This window comes from Streptomyces sp. NPDC088116 (assembly GCF_044741745.1).
Classification (GTDB): Bacteria; Actinomycetota; Actinomycetes; order Streptomycetales; family Streptomycetaceae; genus Streptomyces.
The window spans coordinates 662,406-679,555 of the sequence record NZ_JBIUTF010000001.1; the positions used below are offsets into that span (position 1 = coordinate 662,406).

General features: G+C 72.0%; 8 protein-coding genes. 2 read left to right on the forward strand and 6 right to left on the reverse strand.

The window, feature by feature from the left end; translation table 11 throughout:
- Positions 1-32: 32 nt before the first annotated feature.
- From ACIOJD_RS02920 to ACIOJD_RS02935, 4 genes are all read right to left on the reverse strand, one after another.
- The gene (locus ACIOJD_RS02920) at positions 33-1,451 is read right to left on the reverse strand and encodes a dipeptidase (RefSeq protein WP_401907887.1); all 1,419 of its coding nucleotides are present in this window, start codon (positions 1,449-1,451) and stop codon (positions 33-35) included.
- A gap of 10 nt (positions 1,452-1,461) precedes the next feature.
- Positions 1,462-5,307, reverse strand: a complete 3,846-nt coding sequence (locus ACIOJD_RS02925) for a UvrD-helicase domain-containing protein (RefSeq protein WP_401907888.1) — start codon at positions 5,305-5,307, stop codon at positions 1,462-1,464.
- 152 nt (positions 5,308-5,459) lie between these two features.
- On the reverse strand, positions 5,460-8,831 hold the full coding sequence (locus ACIOJD_RS02930; RefSeq protein WP_401907889.1) for an ATP-dependent helicase: 3,372 nt from the start codon (positions 8,829-8,831) through the stop codon (positions 5,460-5,462).
- A gap of 431 nt (positions 8,832-9,262) precedes the next feature.
- Positions 9,263-9,715, reverse strand: coding sequence for an MGMT family protein (locus ACIOJD_RS02935; RefSeq protein ID WP_401907890.1), 453 nt, complete (start codon positions 9,713-9,715; stop codon positions 9,263-9,265).
- Between the two features lie 221 nt (positions 9,716-9,936).
- Between ACIOJD_RS02935 and ACIOJD_RS02940 the strand changes: the two genes are divergently transcribed.
- Positions 9,937-12,735, forward strand: a complete 2,799-nt coding sequence (locus tag ACIOJD_RS02940; protein ID WP_401907891.1) for a lysylphosphatidylglycerol synthase domain-containing protein — start codon at positions 9,937-9,939, stop codon at positions 12,733-12,735.
- A gap of 101 nt (positions 12,736-12,836) precedes the next feature.
- The gene (locus ACIOJD_RS02945) at positions 12,837-14,438 is read left to right on the forward strand and encodes an alpha/beta hydrolase (protein WP_401907892.1); all 1,602 of its coding nucleotides are present in this window, start codon (positions 12,837-12,839) and stop codon (positions 14,436-14,438) included.
- Positions 14,439-14,687: 249 nt separating this feature from the next.
- Here the strand turns inward: ACIOJD_RS02945 and moeZ are convergent, their stop codons facing one another.
- Together moeZ and ACIOJD_RS02955 are read right to left on the reverse strand one after the other, a co-directional pair.
- The gene (moeZ, locus tag ACIOJD_RS02950; RefSeq protein ID WP_401907893.1) at positions 14,688-15,866 is read right to left on the reverse strand and encodes an adenylyltransferase/sulfurtransferase MoeZ; all 1,179 of its coding nucleotides are present in this window, start codon (positions 15,864-15,866) and stop codon (positions 14,688-14,690) included.
- 224 nt (positions 15,867-16,090) lie between these two features.
- Entirely contained in the window at positions 16,091-17,065 is a 975-nt protein-coding gene (locus ACIOJD_RS02955) for an NAD-dependent epimerase/dehydratase family protein (RefSeq protein WP_401907894.1), read from the reverse strand.
- Between the last annotated feature and the right edge of the window lie 85 nt (positions 17,066-17,150).

The window sequence follows — 17,150 nt, forward strand, 5'->3', positions numbered from 1 at the left end:
GTTTCTGTTCAGCGGAGTGTTCAACGGGGTATTCAGGGGCGCTCTGGCGAGCCGCTCTGTGGAGCGGTGGCGGCCAGGTCGCCCCAGAGGTAGGCGGTGGTTTCCACACCCTTCATGAGGAGGTCCAGTTCGACCTTCTCGTTCGGCGCGTGCCAGCCGTCGGACGGTACGGAGATACCCAGGAAGAGCACCGGCGCACCCAGTACCTCCTGGAGATCGGCGGCCGGTCCCGAACCGCCCTCGCGGGTGAAGCGGATCTTCTGGCCGAAGGCACGGCCCATGGACCGTACGACCGACTGGAGCGCGGGATGGTCCAGCGGGGTCAGACAGGGGCGGGTGGCCCCGCCGAAGCTGATCTTGGCCCTGATTCCGGCCGGGATCAGGGCCTCGGCCCAGTCCCGTACGGACCGCTCGATACGCTCCGGATCCTGCCCGGCGACCAGGCGGAACGAGAGCTTCAGCTGGGCGGAGGACGGAATGACCGTCTTGCCGCCGGGGCCCTGGTAGCCACCCCCGATGCCGTTGACCTCGGCCGTCGGGCGGGCCCAGACGCGCTCCAGGGTGGTGTGTCCGGCCTCGCCGAGGGTGCCGTGGGACTTCGCCGTACGCAGCCATTCCTCCTCGTCGAACGGCAGCTCGGCGATCAGGGCACGCTCGGCCTCGGTGAGTTCGGCAACCTCGTCGTAGAAGCCGGGGATCGTGACCCGTTCGTGCTCGTCGTGCAGGGCGGCGACCAGGCGGGCGGCGACGGTGGCCGGGTTCGGGACGGCGCCGCCGAAGGACCCGGAGTGGATGTCCTGGTCGGGGCCGTACAGCTCGATCTCGCAGTCGGCGAGCCCGCGCATGCCGGTGCAGACGGTCGGGGTGTCCCGCGACCACATCCCGGTGTCGGAGACGATCACGACATCCGCGGCCAGGCGCTCCGCGTGCTCCTCGGCCAGGGCGCGGAAGTGCGGGGAGCCCGACTCCTCCTCGCCCTCGACGAGGAGCTTGAGGTGGACGGCGGGGGTGGTACGGCCGGTGGCGGCCAGATGGGCCCGTACACCGAGCGTGTGGAAGAACACCTGCCCCTTGTCGTCGGCGGCGCCCCGCGCGTACATCCGGCCGTCCCGCACGACCGGTTCGAAGGGGTCGGTGTGCCAGCCGTCCTCGCGGGCGGCCGGCTGGACGTCGTGGTGTCCGTAGACCAGCACGGTCGGGGCGTCCGGGTCCGCGGAAGGCCATGCGGCGAAGACGGCGGGGGCGCCTGGTGTGTCCCAGATCTCGGTGACCGGGAAGCCGGTCTCCTTGAGTTTGGCGGCGAGCCAGTCGGCACTGCGCCGCACGTCAGCGTCGTGGTCGGGTTGGGCGGATACGGAAGGGATGCGCAGCCAGTCGGCGAGGTCGTCGAGGAAGGCGGCGCGGTGGGTCTGGATGTACGTACGGACGACGCTGTCCGGGATGTCGCTCATGACGTCGAGCCTAACGGGCTCGGGGAGCGGTCCGGTCTGCCGGTTCCGTGGATCGCTCGTCCGTGGGAGCGTCCCCGTCCCCGTTGCCGCCGCCCCCGGCGGCCCGCGCCCGCGTGCCGCTCTCCGTCTCCGCGCTGCTGTCCTTTTCCTCGCTGCCCTCCGTTTCCGCACTGTCCTCCGCCTGCTCACCGGTGAGGACACGTTCCAGCTCCGCGCGACCGGGAAGGCCGCCGGGGTGGACCACCTCGCCCGTGCGTACGTACAGGAACGCGGCCGTGACCGCTGTCAGCGGGAGGCCGTGCTGCTCGGCCCAGGCGAGGCGGTAGACGGCGAGCTGGAGAGGGTCGGCGGTACGTGAACGGTTGGTCTTCCAGTCGACGATCTCGTACGTGTACGTCTCCTCGCCCGTCGCCTGATCGCGGCGGACATGACGGTAGACGGCGTCGATACGGCCCCGGATCATCCGGCCCGCGAGGGTCAGGTGGAACGGCGCCTCCAGGCGGTACGGCGTGCGCCGGGCGTACGGGGTGCGCTCGAACGCCGCTTTGAGCGCGGACAGGTCGCGCTCGTCCGCGATCTCGGGCTCGTCCTCGTACCCTCCCGGCAGCTCGTCGGGTCCGAGCATGGGCAGCGGCAGCTCCTCGAACCTCGACTCGACCCAGGCGTGGAACCGGGTGCCGCGCCGGGCGGCGGGCTGCGGGGGACGCGGCATGGGGCGCGCCAGCTCCTGGGCGAAGCCGTCGGGATCGGCGGCGAGGCGCAGCAGCTGGGAGGCGGAGAGGGACGGCGGTACGGATACGTCCCGGACGGTGGCACGGGCCCGCCGCAGCTCGCCGGCGAGGGCGTCCAGATCGCGGTCCCAAGAAGCGAGGGTGCGGGTCTCCTCGGGGGTGAGGCGGGCTTCGTCCTCCGCTGCCGCAGCCGCAGCCGGCGGCAGGGGCGGGGGCGGCTTCCGGGGGCCGGGGACGGCCGCGTGGAGGCTTTCCCCGGCCCGCGCGGTCACCCCGCCGAAATCGTGGTCTCCGTCGAACTCGTCGTCTCCTTCGTCCCAGGCGTCTCTGTCGTCCCAAGCGTCTCTGTCGTCCCAGTCATCCGGACCGTCCCCGTGGTCCGGACCGTCCCCGTGGTCCGGAACATCACCGTGGTCCGGTTCGCCGTCCGGCTCGAACAGGTCGTCCCAGACGACCTCGTCGTCCACCACCGTGTCGGTCGCGGAGACCGCATCCGTGGCATCTGCGGCTCCTACGGCGTCGAGGGCTCTCACCGCGGCCTGGGCGTGCGGAACCGTCTCCTCTCCGTCCCCGGCCCTCAGCTCCTCCAGGTGCGCCCGAACCGTGGCCGCCGCCATCTGGCGACGGGCCAGGGACCGCGCGTCCAAAGGAAGGGGCCAGGGATGGGGCGTGGACTCCGCCCGCAGGGACGGGTTCTCCTCCGTCTCCTCCGGTTCGTCCGCCCAGGCCTCGATCTCGCCGTGGCCCGCCACGCAGTGGTCGTACAGCGCGTGCAGGAAGTCCGACGGGCCGCGGGGGCGCTTCTGGCTCGGGCCCCACCAGTGGCCCGAGCCGAGCAGCAGGGAGCGCGGGCGCGTGAAGGTGACATAACCGAGGCGCAGCTCTTCGGTGTGCTGGTGCTCCTTCATCGCCGCTTTGAAGGACTTGAGGCCTTTCGCGTCCCAGGACGTGATCTCCGGAAGCGTCGGTGCGTCGCCGCGCAGCGCGTGCGGCAGGACCTTCGGCTGGGATGTCCAGGCCTCGCGAGCCTTGCCGTTCGGGAACTGGCCCGTGACCAGGCCGGGGACGGCGACCACATCCCACTCCAGCCCCTTGGACTTGTGCGCGGTGAGCACCTTCACCGTGTTCTCGCCGCCCGGCAGGGCGTTGTCCAGGCCCTTCTCGTACTGCGCGGCCGTACGCAGGAACCCCAGGAAGGCCAGCAGACCGGCCTCGCCGTCGAGCGCGGCGAAGGAGGCCGCTATGTCGAGGAAATTGCCGAGCGTCTCGCGGCGGCGGGCGGCCAGGGCGTGCGGCGACGCGGAGAGTTCGACCTCAAGACCGGTGGTGGACAGGACGCGGTGCAGGACGTCCATCAAAGGGTCGGCCAGGGACCTGCGCAGTTCGCGCAGTTCGGTGGCGAGACGGGCGAAGCGGCGGCGGGCGGCGGCGGAGAAGGGCAGCCCGTCCTGCGGGGTGCCGGCCGACTCCAGGAAGGTGTCGAGGGCGTCGGCCAGCGAGATGACCTCGGCGGGGTCGGTGCCCTCGACGGCGGCGGCGAGCCGCGCGTCGAGGTCGTCCGCGTCGGGGCCCGTGCCCCGGTGGACGAGCAGCCGGGCGCGGCGGCCCAGCAGCGCGAGGTCGCGCGGGCCGATGCGCCAGCGGGGTCCGGTGAGGAGCCGTACGAGCGAGGCGTTGGCGCCGGGGTCCTGGAGGACCTCGCACATCGCGACGAGATCGGCCACCTCGGGGAGATGGAGCAGTCCGGACAGGCCCACGACCTCGACGGGCACGTCACGGGCCACCAGGGCGCCCTGGATCTCCGGGAAGTCCCCCGCCGTACGGCACAGGACGGCGATCTCGCCGGGCTCCTTGCCCGTGCGCACCAGGTGGGAGATCGAGTCGGCGAGCCACTCGATCTCCTCAGCGTGCGTACGGAGCAGGGCGCAGCGCACGCTGCCGTCGCGCTCGGCTCCGGGCGCGGGCCGCAGCGCCTCGACGCCTTCGTGCATCGCGCGCAGGGGCTCGGCCAGGCCGTTGGCGAGGTCGAGGAGACGGCCGCCGCTGCGGCGGTTCTCGCTGAGGGAGAAGCGGGCGGCGGGGGCGCCGTCGGTGTGCGGGAAATGGGCGGGGAAGTCGTCCAGGTTGGCGACGGAGGCACCGCGCCAGCCGTAGATCGCCTGGCAGGGGTCGCCGACGGCGGTGACCGCGTGGCCGGTGCCGCCGCCGAAGAGTCCGGAGAGGAGGAGCCGCTGGGCGACCGAGGTGTCCTGGTACTCGTCGAGCAGGACGACCCGGAATTCGTCCCTGAGGAGGGAGCCGACCTCGGGTCTGGTGGAGGCGAGTTCGGCGGAGAGGGCGATCTGGTCGCCGAAGTCGAGGAGACCTCGGGCGCTCTTGGCTTCGCGGTAACGCCCCACCAGTTCGAGCAGCTCATGGCGGGCGGCGACGGTCTCGGGGACCTTGCGCAGCTCGGCGTTGCTGAGCGTCACGCCGTCCAGGGTGTGCAGCAGTTCCGTGTCGTACGCCCCGAGTTGGCCGGGCCGTACGAGATGCTCGGCCAGCTCGGAGTCGAGCGCGAGCAGATCGCTGACCAGGGCGGGGAGTGTCTTGGTCAGGGCGGGATACGGTCCCGGCGCCTCCCGCAGCACCCGCGCGGCGAGCTGGAAGCGGGTGGCGTCGGCGAGCAGCCTGGCGGTCGGTTCGAGCCCGATCCGCAGGCCGTGGTCGGTCAGCAGCCGACCGGCGAAGGCGTGGTACGTGGAGATGCGGGGCTCGCCGGGCGAGTCGGAGGGGTCGGCGCTCCGGGTCCCGGCCGGAGGGTGGCCGCCGGGCGACGGGTGGGCCGGGTCGATGGCGTCGGGGTCCGTGACCCCGGCCCGTACGAGCGCCTTACGGACCCGCTCGGCCAGCTCGCCCGCCGCCTTGTTGGTGAACGTGAGCCCGAGGACCTGCTCGGGGGCGACCTGCCCGCTGCCCACCAGCCACACCACCCGGGCCGCCATCACCGTCGTCTTCCCCGACCCGGCTCCGGCCACGATGACCTGCGGGGCGGGCGGCGCGGTGACGCAGGCCATCTGCTCCGGGGTGAACGGGATCCCGAGAAGCTCCTTGAGCTGCTCGGGATCGGTGAGGTGTACGGGCACCTCAGAGAGGCTATCCGCCACCACTGACAGCGCCGGGTCACGGGCGCGGGGCGGGATCCACGGGCACGGGATCCACAGGCACCGGACACCCGTCACGTTCCGGGCGCTCCGCGCTCCGCGCACCCCCGCTCACGCCACCCGCTCCACTCCGCTCACTCCACGATCTGCCGGCCCTCCGGCTGCGCGCTGCACGACGCGCGGAAGGCACAGTTCGCGCAGTGCTGGCCCGTGGTGGGGGTGAAGCGCTCGTCCAGGACGCGTCCGGCGGCGGTGGTCAGGAGGTCGCCCACCCACTCCCCCGCGAGCGGCTCCTGCGCCTGGATCCTGGGGAGTTCCTCGCCGCCCTCCTTCTTGGGCGCGGGCTGGCGCAGCTGTACGAGTTCGGCGCCGCCGGGTTCCGGGCGGTGGCCGTCGAAGACCTCGTCCAGCGCCCCCTCGCGGACGGCGAGCTGGTAGACGGCGAGCTGGGGGTGGTGGGCGACCTCGTCCTTGGTGGGGGCGTGCTTGCCGGTCTTGAAGTCGACGACGTACGCGCGGCCCTCACCGTCCTGTTCGACGCGGTCCATGGAGCCCCTGATCCGCACCTCGTACGTGCCCGCGGCGAGCGTGACGTCGAACCCGTGCTCCGTGGCGGCGGATGTGCGGCCGCCACGGTCCATCACGTGCCAGCGCAGGAAGCGTTCGAGCGCCACGCGCGCGTGGTCCTTCTCCTGCTGGGACTTCCACGGGGCGTCGAAGGCGAGCGCGTCCCATACGGAGTCCAGACGTTCCATCAGGACATCGAGGTCGGCGGGGGTGCGGCCGGAGGCCACTTCGTCGGCGAGGACGTGTACGACGTTGCCGAACCCCTGGGCGGCGGTGGCGGGCTCGTCCGCCTTCACCTCGCGCCCCAGGAACCACTGGAGCGCGCAGGTGTTCGCCAGCTGGTCCAGGGCGCTGCCGGAGAGCGCGACGGGCTGGTCGCGGTCCCGAAGCGGGACGGCGCTGCGGGTCGGCTCGTACAGGCCCCACCAGCGGTCCGGGTGCGCGGAGGGGACCAGCGCCTGGCCGTCCTCGTCGCTGAGCGCGGCGAGCCGGGCGAGGCGCCGGGCGGCGGCGTCGCGGAGGGCCGGGGTCGCCTCCGGGTCGACGGTGGTGGCGCGCAGTTCGGCGACGAGCGCGGCGACGGCGAGCGGGCGGCGGGGACGGCCGGTGATGTCCCGGGGCTCGACGCCGAGTTCGGCGAGGAGGCGGGAGGGCTGGTCGCCGTCGTCGGCGGGGGCCTTGACGGCGGTCACGACGAGGCGCTCGCGCGCGCGGGTCGCCGCTACGTAGAAAAGCCTGCGCTCCTCCGTAAGGAGGGCGCCAGGAGTGAGGGGTTCGGCGAGGCCGTCACGGCCGATCCTGTCCGCCTCCAGGAGAGACCCCCGGCGCCGCAGGTCGGGCCAGAGGCCCTCCTGCACGCCCGCGACGACGACCAGCCGCCATTCAAGGCCCTTGGAACGGTGCGCCGTCATCAGGCGTACGGCATCGGGGCGTACCGCCCTGCGGCTGAGGGTGTCGGCGGCGATGTCCTGGGCGTCGAGTTCCTCCAGGAAGTTCAGCGCGCCCCGGCCGCCGGTACGCGCCTCGGCTCGGGCGGCGGCGTCGAACAGGGCGCATACGGCGTCGAGGTCGCGGTCGGCGTTACGGCCGGCCGCGCCGCCGCGCAGGGCGGAGCGTTCGAGCCGTCCCGGCCAGGTGGTGCCGATCCACAGCTCCCAGAGGGCCTCTTCGGCGGTACCGCCGCCTTCGAGCAGCTCGCGCGCCTTGCGCAACAGCGCGCTGAGCCGCTGTGCGCCGCGGGCGTACGCCGGGTCGTGCGCCACCAGCCGCTCGGGCTCGGCGAGCGCACGGGCGAGCAGTACGTCGGAGGCCTCCGGCACCCGGTTCCCCCCGGCCCGCTCCTCGTCGCGCAGCGCCCGCCCGAGCCGCCGCAGGTCAGCGGCGTCCATGCCGCCGAGGGGGGAGGTGAGGAGGGTGAGTGCGGTCTCGACGTCGGGTGCCGGGCCGGAAGGGGGCGCGGAGACCGGGGCGGGGCTCCCGGCCGGTGCGTCTTCTTCGACGGAACCGTCCCCGGCGGGTCGTGCCCGCTCCCGGGACGGCTGTCCGAGGGCCGCCTCCGCCACCGAGCGGAGCGCCGTCAGCAGCGGCGACACCGCCGGTTCATGACGGAGGGGAACATCGTCGCCGTCCACATCCAACGGGACGCCCGCCGAGGTCAGAGCACGGCGGATCGAGGGGAGCGTACGGCCTCCCGCGCGGACCAGGACCGCCATGTCGTTCCACGGGACACCGTCCTCCAGATGCGCGCGGCGCAGGATGTCGGCGATGTTGTCCAGCTCCGTCGACGGGGTCGGGAAGGTGTACGTCTCGACCCGGCCGCCCTCGCGTACCGCCGCCAGATCCCGGTGCTCCCGTACCTTCTCGGCCGGCAGCCGGGGCAGCGGCATACGGCGGGTCAGCAGCCGCGTCGCCGCCAGCAGCCGCGCTCCGGAACGGCGGGAGGTGGTGAGGATCCGTACCGGCCCCGGGCGGCCGTCAGCGCGGGGGAAGGCGTGCGGGAATTCGAGGATGCCGTTCACATCGGCGCCCCGGAAGGCGTAGATCGACTGGTCCGGGTCGCCGAACGCGACCAGCGTGCGCCCCCGGCCCGCGAGTGCTTGCAGCAGCCGGACCTGCGCCGGGTCGGTGTCCTGGTACTCGTCCACGAACACCGCGTCGTACCGCTCCGCGAGGCGCTCCGCGACCTTCGGACGCCGGGCGAGCAGCACCGCGCGGTGGACCAGCTCCGCGTAGTCGAGCACCCCTTGCATGTCCAGGACGTCCAGATACTCGGCGAGGAAGGACGCGGCGGCCGACCAGTCGGGGCGGCCGGTGCGCCGCGCGAACACCGCCAGCGAATCGGGCCCGAGGCCCAGTTCACGGCTGCGGGCGAGCACGGCCCGTACCTCGTCGGCGAAACCGCGCGTCGTGAGACACGCCCGCAGCTCGTCCGGCCACCGCACGCGCCCCCGTCCCTCGCGCTCCAGGTCGATCTGGCCCGCGAGGAGATCACGTACGGCGACGTCCTGTTCGGGGCCGGAGAGCAGCCGCAGCGGTTCGGTGAACAGCTCGGCCTCCTGGTGCGCGCGGATCAGCGCGTAGCAGAAGGAGTGGAAGGTGGTCGCCTGCGGCCCGCGTGTGCCGCCGAGCCGGACGGCCGTACGGTCGCGCAGCTCCACGGCCGCCTTACGGCTGAAGGTGAGGACCAGGATCCGTTCGGGGTCCGTCCCCTGGGCGATCCGTTCGGCGACGGACTCCACGAGCGTCGTGGTCTTGCCCGTACCGGGGCCCGCCAGCACCAGCAGCGGCCCGCCCTCGTGGTCAACCACCGCGCGCTGCGCTGCGTCCAGCAGAGGGGGACCCACCGGGACCGGCGGAGTACGCACCAGTCGGTACGCGCCCGGGGTCCGCTGCCGTACCCGATGGTGCGGGGTACGCCCGGTGAAAGAGGAGGAGCTCACGTGGATCGCCGGTCCTGGAGGGGGTGCTGGTGGTGACGGGGCTGCCTTGGGCGCGTGCGGCGCGCGCCGCCGACGCTACGCCGTCGGGCGGCCGGACGCGGCCGAGCGTCCGGGACGGAGACCGCGGACGGGACGGAGACGGCCGGAGTGGAGACCGCCGGAGTGGAGGGCGCCGGGACCGAGGCCGTCGGGCTCGCCGACCGGACGCCGGTCCGCACGCCGGTGCACAGGACGCTCCGCTCCGCCCGCTCCCGCGCGCCGTTTCCCGTACGACGTCGGACACCGCCTGCCGTACGGCACCAGGCACCGCGCCGTCCCGCACGGCATCAGCCGCCGCGCCACGTCAGGTGTTCCCCGCGCCGCCTCATCGACCGTACGGTCCTCAGCGGCGCCGCCGGACCTCCCGGAGTGCGACCCGATGGCGGAAGCTGTCATATGTGAGCCGTATCGCCCGCGCCCGAGCCGTCCCACCGCGCCCGCTTCATGTCGAGGCGCGGGAGATGCCCGTCGGCGCTGCGCGCCGCCTCCCGCAGCGGGGTGCCCTCCTCCCGGTAGTGGTCCAGGGCCCGCAGCTCATGGCCCGCCAGCAGCACACCGTCGGAACGGACCACGCGCCACCACGGCACGGCTCCGCCGTAGAGCGCCATGGCACGGCCCACCTGACGCGGTCCGGCCTCACCGAGCCACTCCGCGACATCGCCGTACGTCATCACCCGGCCCGGCGGGATCAGCTCGGCCACGTCCAGCACCCGCTCCGCGTACTCGGGCAGCCGCGGCTCCCCTCCGACGGGCGGCTCTGCGCCCGACGTCCTTCCGACCGGCGGTTCTCCGGCCGGTCCCGTGACCGGCTCCCCGGTCGAGTCGTCATCCCTCACCCGGTCCATCCTGCCGCACGGCACCGACAGTCGGGCCGCGTCCCCTCATCGCAGCGCATCCGTCGAGTCACCCTGCGTACACACATCTGCGGAGAAGGACGTCTCACCGGCCCGATGCCCCCGCAATGCACCCTGATGCCCCCCTCTGTCGTCGGCTCGTGCCACCATCGTCCCGGCGGTGACTGGTGATACGAGATCAAGAAGAGACGGGTTCGGCAGAGGAGCGGGTCGTGCGGCCTTCCGCGGCGGCGAGTACCTCTGGCGCTGAGTCGCGCCCGGACACCGGCACCGGCCGGCGACGGGACGGCGATCCGGAAGCCGACTCCGGCGGCAGGCCGCCCCCGAACGGCACCCCCCCGGCCACCGACGGGCCCCACGACGGCGAACACGAAGGCAACGGCCACAGCGAGAGCGACGACGGCGACGGCGACGACGGAGCGACCCGCGCCGACCGGGTCTCCGGCGACGAACCGCTGCTCGCGGCCCGCGTCCACCGCCCCTCCGATCTGTTGCGTCTGCTCGTCGGTGTGCTGGCCATCGCCGTCGTCCTCGGCCTCTCCGCCTTCGCCCACGGCACCACGTCGGGCCTCGAACAGGACATCAGCAAGGGCACGGGCCAGGCCCCCGACCTGATCGTCAAACTGGCCGGTCTGGTGTCCAGCATCGCCGTGCTGCTCGTCCCGGTCGCGTTCGCGATCGAGCGGCTGATCAAACGCGACGGACTGCGGATCGCGGACGGCGTGCTCGCCGCCGTACTGGCCCACGGCGTCACCCTCGCCACCGATCTCTGGGTCGCCCGATCCGCCCCCGGCACGATCCAGGACGCCCTGACCCGCCCGCAGGCCGGTTCCGGGCTCACCGACCCCGTACACGGCTATCTCGCCCCCGTCATCGCCTATATGACGGCCGTGGGGATGGCCCGCAGACCCCGCTGGCGCGTGGTGCTCTGGGTGGTGCTGCTGCTCGACGCGTTCGCGATGCTGGTCGCCGGCTACACCACACCGTTCTCGATCATGCTGACCGTGCTGATCGGCTGGACCGTGGCGTACGGCACGCTCTACACGGTCGGTTCGCCCAACGTACGGCCCACCGGGCAGACTTTGATGGCGGGTCTGCGCCATGTCGGTTTCCGCCCGGTCAGCGCGATGCGCGCCGAGGACATCGCCGACGCCGCCGAGCAGGGCGACCGGGGCCGCCGCTACATGGTCACGCTGGAGAACGGGCCACCGCTCGACGTCACCGTCGTCGACCGCGAACAACAGGCGCAGGGCTTCTTCTACCGGCTCTGGCGGCAGCTGACCCTGCGCTCCATCACCACCCGCAGATCCATCCCCTCCCTGCGCCAGGCCCTCGAACAGGAAGCACTGCTCGCGTACGCGGCCATCGCCGCCGGGGCCAACGCCCCCAAACTGATCGCCACATCCGAGCTGGGACCCGACGCCGTCATGCTCGTGTACGAGCACCTGGGCGCCAGGTCGCTGGACTCGCTGCCGGACTCGGAGATCACGGACGAGCTCGTACGGAGCGCCTGGCGCCAGGTCAAGGCGCTCCAGTCACGGCGCATCGCACACCGCAGGCTCACCGGCGACGCGCTCGTGGTGGATCGTTCCGGCAAAGTCATCCTCACCGAACTGCGCGGCGGCGAGATCGCGGCGGGTGATCTCGTGCTGCGCATGGACACCGCGCAGATGCTCACCACGATGGGCCTGCGCGTGGGCGCGGAGCGCTCCGTCGCCGCCGCGGTCGAGGTCATGGGCCCCGACTCCATCGCCGACTCCCTGCCACTGCTCCAGCCGATCGCGCTGAGCCGCTCCTCGCGCGCGACGTTGCGCAGGCTCGCCCGTGAGCGGTCGCAGCGCGAGCGCGAGGCGGTGCTCGCCGCGTCCGAGACGAACAAGCGCGCCAAGGTGGCGGAGTCCGCCGCGTCCGACGGTGACCGCAAGGCCGCCCGTAAGTCGATGCGCGCCGAGAAGCAGGCGGAGAAGCGGGCCATAGACGAGGCGCTCGACGAGGCCCGCGAGGAGGATCTGCTCTCCCAGATGCGCCAGCAGGTCCTGCTGATCAGGCCGCAGGCGCCGGTCGAACCGGTCCGGCTGGAGCGCATCAAGCCACGTACGCTCATCAGCTTCATCGCCGGGGCGGTCGCCGCGTACTTCCTGCTCACCCAGATCACGCAGGTGGACTTCGGCACGGTCATCAGCGACGCGCACTGGGGCTGGGTCGCCGCGGCGGCCGCGTTCTCCGCGCTCAGCTATGTCGCGGCGGCGATGAGCCTGCTGGGCTTCGTCCCCGAACGGGTGCCGTTCGGACGGACCGTGGTCGCGCAGGTCGCCGGATCCTTTGTGAAGATCGTCGCTCCGGCGGCGGTCGGCGGGGTGGCGCTGAACACGCGCTTCCTCCAGCGCTCGGGCGTACGCCCGGGGCTCGCCGTGGCCAGCGTGGGCGCCTCCCAGCTCTTCGGGCTCGGCGCGCACATCCTGTTGCTGCTGTCCTTCGGCTATCTCACCGGCACGGAGAAGACCGCGTCACTCACCCCGTCCAGGACGGTGATCGCGGGGCTGCTGACGGTCGCCGTACTGGTGCTGGTCGTCACCGCGATCCCCTTCCTGAGGAAGTTCGTCGTGACCCGGCTGCGCTCGCTGTTCGCCGGTGTGGTGCCGCGCATGCTCGACGTACTCCAGCGGCCGATGAAGCTGCTCACCGGCATCGGCGGGATGCTGCTGCTGACCGGCGTGTTCGTGATGTGCCTGGACGCCTCGATCCGGGCCTTCGACAACGGCAACCAGCAGCTGAGCTACGCGAGCATCGCGGTGGTCTTCCTGGCGGGCAACGCGCTGGGCTCGGCGGCGCCGACTCCGGGCGGTGTGGGCGCGGTCGAGGGCGCGCTGACGCTCGGTCTGCTCGCGGTGGGGCTCCCGAAGGAGGTCGCCGCGCCCGCCGTGCTGCTGTACCGGCTGCTGACACTGTGGCTGCCGGTGCTCCCGGGCTGGCTGAGCTTCAGTCACCTCACACGCAAGGGAGCGTTGTAGCGGGTACGGGAACGTTCCTGGCGCGTACGCGCCAGGAACCCCACCACCCACATGGCCCGCGGCCCCGCGCGGCCCGCGCCGTCGGGGCGCACGATGGGGCCATGCCAACCTCCTCCGCCCGGCGCGGCACGGCCCACACCCTCGCCGCCGTCACCGCCGCCGCCGCACTGCTGGCCGCCACCGGATGCTCGGACGGCGGGAGCCCCGACAGCGGACGCTCCAACAGCGGAAATTCCAACAGCCGGGCAACGCCCTCGGATCTGGCATCCCAGCGGCTGGACTGGAAGGCCTGCCCGACCCCGTCGGTCGCCGAGGGCGGCGGTCCGTCCCCGTCCCCGCTGCCCGGCGGCGCCACGTGGGAGTGCGCCTCCATGAAGGCGCCGCTCGACTACGCCAAGCCGGACGGCGACACGATCGAGCTGGCCCTCATCCGGGCCAAGGCCGCCGACCAGGCCAAGCGGATCGGCTCGCTCGTCTTCAACTTCGGCGGTCCCGGCGGCTCCGGGATCACCGGGCTGCCGTCCTTCGCCGGCGACTACGAGAAGCTCCGGTCCCGCTACGACCTGGTCAGCTTCGACCCGCGCGGCGTCGGCCGCAGCGACCCCGTGGAGTGCGAGAGCAACAAGCAGCTCGACGCCTACTACGCACAGGACTCCACCCCGGACACACCCTCCGAGGAGCAGTCCTTCGTCAAGGGAATCGGGACCTACTCCTCGGCCTGCGAGAAGCGCTCCGGCCAGGCGCTCCCCTACGTCGGTACGGTCAACGCGGCCCGCGACATGGAGCTGATGCGCAAGGTCCTCGGCGACGACAAGCTCAACTACTTCGGGATCTCGTACGGCACCGAACTGGGCGGCGTCTACGCGCACCTGTACCCGAAGTCCGTCGGCCGTGCGGTCTTCGACGCCGTCGTGGACCCGACCCAGGACTCCGAACAGGGCTCGCTCGGCCAGGCGAAGGGCTTCCAGCTCGCCCTCGACAACTTCTCGAAGGCCTGTGTGGCGCGGGGCGACGCCTGCAAACTGCCCGGCAGCACCCCGAAGGAGATCGAGTCGTTCATCACCGGGCTGCTCGGCAGGATCGACAAGCAGCCGATCACGGGCATCGGCGCCCGCAAACTGACCCAGAGCCAGGCCCTCAACGGCATTGCCCAGTCGCTGTATTCGAAGGACTACTGGCCGCTGCTGGAGCAGGGCCTCGACGAGGCGGACGGCGGCAACGGCGGGCTGCTCCTCGCGCTGTCCGACGCGATGAACGGGCGGAACGAGAAGGGCCAGTACAGCAACATCCAGGCGGCGAACGCGGCGATCAACTGCGTCGACTCCAAGGAGCGTTACACGCTGGCGCAGACCAAGGCGAAGCTCCCGGAGTTCCGCAAGGCGTCGCCCGTCTTCGGCGACTACCTCGGCTGGGGCATGATGGCCTGCTCCAAGTGGCCGGTGCCGGGCAAGTGGACCCACCCCCAGGTCAGCGCGCCGGGCTCGGCCCCGATCCTGATCATCGGCAACACCGGTGACCCGGCGACTCCGTACGCGGGCGCCAAGGCGATGGCCGACGCGCTGGGCAAGGGCGTCGGTGTCGAGCTCACGTACCGCGGCCAGGGCCATGGTTCGTACGACAGCGGCAACCCGTGCGTGCAGAAGGCCGTGAACAACTTTCTGCTGAACGGCAAGGTGCCCGCGGCGGGCACGGTCTGCCGCTAGGGCCTCTCGTTGGATCTTGCCGGGCTCGCGTGCCCCGGCACCGCGCCTCGCCGCGTTGTCGTCACTCCACGACGCTCCGCGTCGCCTCACTCCTCCGCCTTGCGATCCACGGCACCAGACCCCGCTCCCTGATCCGGCCTGATCCAAACGAAAGACCCCAGGTCCTGTCCGGTCGGGGAGACAGCGGTGAGGGGCCGGTCCATCCCCTGGACCGGCCCCTCACCGCACAGCGTCGAAGACGCGCGGACCTCAGTAGATCGGCTTCTCCGGCTCGATCTGGTTGACCCAGCCGATCACGCCGCCGCCGACATGCACCGCGTCCGAGAATCCCGCGGACTTCAGGACCGCGAGGACTTCCGCACTGCGGACACCCGTCTTGCAGTGCAAGACGATCTTCTTGTCCTGCGGCAGGTTCTGAAGGGCCGTGCCCATCAGGAACTCGTTCTTGGGGATCAGCTTGGCGCCGGGGATCGAGACGATCTCGTACTCGTTCGGCTCCCGGACATCGATGATCTCGATGTTCTCCTTCTCGTCGATCCACTCCTTGAGCTGCTTGGGAGTGATCGTCGAGCCGGCCGCCGCCTCCTGGGCCTCCTCGGACACGACACCGCAGAAGGCCTCGTAGTCGATGAGTTCGGTAACGGTGGCGTTCGGGCCGCAGACCGCGCAGTCGGGGTCCTTGCGGATCTTGACCTGGCGGTACTGCATCTCCAGGGCGTCGTAGATCATCAGCCGGCCGACCAGCGGGTCGCCCACACCGGCCAGCACCTTGATCGCCTCGGTGACCTGGATGGAACCGATGGACGCGCAGAGCACGCCCAGCACGCCGCCCTCGGCGCAGGAGGGGACCATGCCCGGCGGCGGGGGCTCCGGGTAGAGGCAGCGGTAGCACGGGCCGTGCTCGGACCAGAACACGCTGGCCTGGCCGTCGAAGCGGTAGATCGAGCCCCAGACGTACGGCTTGTTCAGCAGTACGCAGGCGTCGTTGACCAGGTAGCGGGTGGCGAAGTTGTCCGTCCCGTCCACGATCAGGTCGTACTGCGAGAAGATGTCCATCACATTGTCGGCCTCGAGCCGCTCCTGGTGAAGGATCACATTCACGTACGGGTTGATCCCGAGGACGGAGTCACGCGCGGACTCGGCCTTGGGCCGGCCGATGTCGGCCTGGCTGTGGATGATCTGACGCTGCAGGTTCGACTCGTCGACCTCGTCGAACTCCACGATGCCGAGCGTGCCGACACCGGCCGCGGCCAGGTACATCAGAGCCGGGGAGCCGAGGCCACCGGCTCCCACACACAGCACCTTCGCGTTCTTCAGCCGCTTCTGCCCGTCCATCCCGACATCCGGGATGATCAGGTGACGGGAGTACCGGCGGACCTCGTCGACGGTGAGCTCGGCAGCGGGCTCGACCAGGGGTGGCAGCGACACAGAGACCTCAACAAGGGGGTTGGTCGGTCATTCAGTACGGTTGTTCTGCCTGTAACACTGCCACGGCCCTTCTCATTCCGAGACACCTGGTCCGACTCGCGAGACATTTTCGTCCCAGAAGCCGGGCAGTGCCCCGAATCTGGCGTTATGCCCCGTTCGCTGTCGCGCCGCTTCCCTCAGGGGCGACCGGCTCTCCCGTGGCGGAGAGCCGGTCGCCCCTGAGGTCAGATGCGGCACGCCGCCTCCATCCAGATGTCGGCGAGTGATTCCTCCAGATTGATCCGGGGTCGCCAGCCGAGCCGGTCGCGGGCCGTGCGTACGTCCGCCTGCTGCCAGCTGCCGCACCCGTCGGGGTACGGGAAGGGGCCCGCGGCCAGATGTTCCGCGATCGACTCGCCCCGGGGCGCGCCGATACCTCCGTGGCCGGAGCGCAGTGGTCCCGAGGGCAGGTCGAGTTCGTGCAGGGCGCCCGCGTACCCGGCGACCCGCGCCAGGACGGCGGCGGCGTCCCTGAGCCGTACGGCGCGTCCGGTGCCGATGTTGACGATGCCCTGCGCGGCGGAGAGCGAGGCGGCGTGCACGGCGCGCGCCACGTCGCGTACGTCCACGAAGTCGCGCTGCACTCCGAGCCCGCCGAGCTTCAGCTCACCGTCCCCGGACTGCATGGCACGGCGCATCGCCTCCGCGAGCCGGCCGAGCGGGGAGCCGGCGGGGGTGCCTGGCCCCACGGGCGAGAACACCCGGAGCACCAGGGCGTCCAGTCCCGAGCCCAGCACCAGTTCGGACGCGGCGAGCTTGCTCACCCCGTACGGCCCGCCGGGACGGGGCACGGCGTCCTCGGCGGTCGACGAACCGTGCTGGGACGGGCCGTACTCGGAAGCACAGCCGAGCTGGACGAGCCGGGCGCCGCAGCCGCTGCGGCGCAGGGCCTCGCAGACCGTGGCGACGGCGACCGTGTTGTGGCGGGTCAGCTCGCGCGCGCCGCCACGGGTGGCACCGGCGCAGTTGATGACGACCCCGGGGTGAACGGCGTCCAGGAAGCGGGTGAGCGCTCCCGGGCTGCCGCCCGCGAGATCGAACCGTACGTCGGCGTCGTCGCCGCGCCCGAGCGCGGTGAGGTGCACAGCGGGGTCGGCGAGCAGCCGGTCGGCCACGAAACGGCCGAGGAAACCATTGGCACCGAGCAGCAGGACCCTCATCGCGCGTCCCTTCTGTGCCGTCGGGGCTGTGCGGGGCGTTGCGGGGTCATGTCCGTCGTCTCCTTAAGGGGTGTTGCGGGTGGTG

What these genes read in the sequence shown, in the direction of transcription:
- ACIOJD_RS02935 (WP_401907890.1), bottom strand. Translation starts at nt 9,715, where the DNA reads ATGGACCGGGTGAGGGATGACGACTCGACCGGGGAGCCGGTCACGGGA.
- ACIOJD_RS02945 (WP_401907892.1), top strand. Translation starts at nt 12,837, where the DNA reads ATGCCAACCTCCTCCGCCCGGCGCGGCACGGCCCACACCCTCGCCGCC.
- ACIOJD_RS02920 (WP_401907887.1), bottom strand. Translation starts at nt 1,451, where the DNA reads ATGAGCGACATCCCGGACAGCGTCGTCCGTACGTACATCCAGACCCAC.
- ACIOJD_RS02955 (WP_401907894.1), bottom strand. Translation starts at nt 17,065, where the DNA reads ATGAGGGTCCTGCTGCTCGGTGCCAATGGTTTCCTCGGCCGTTTCGTG.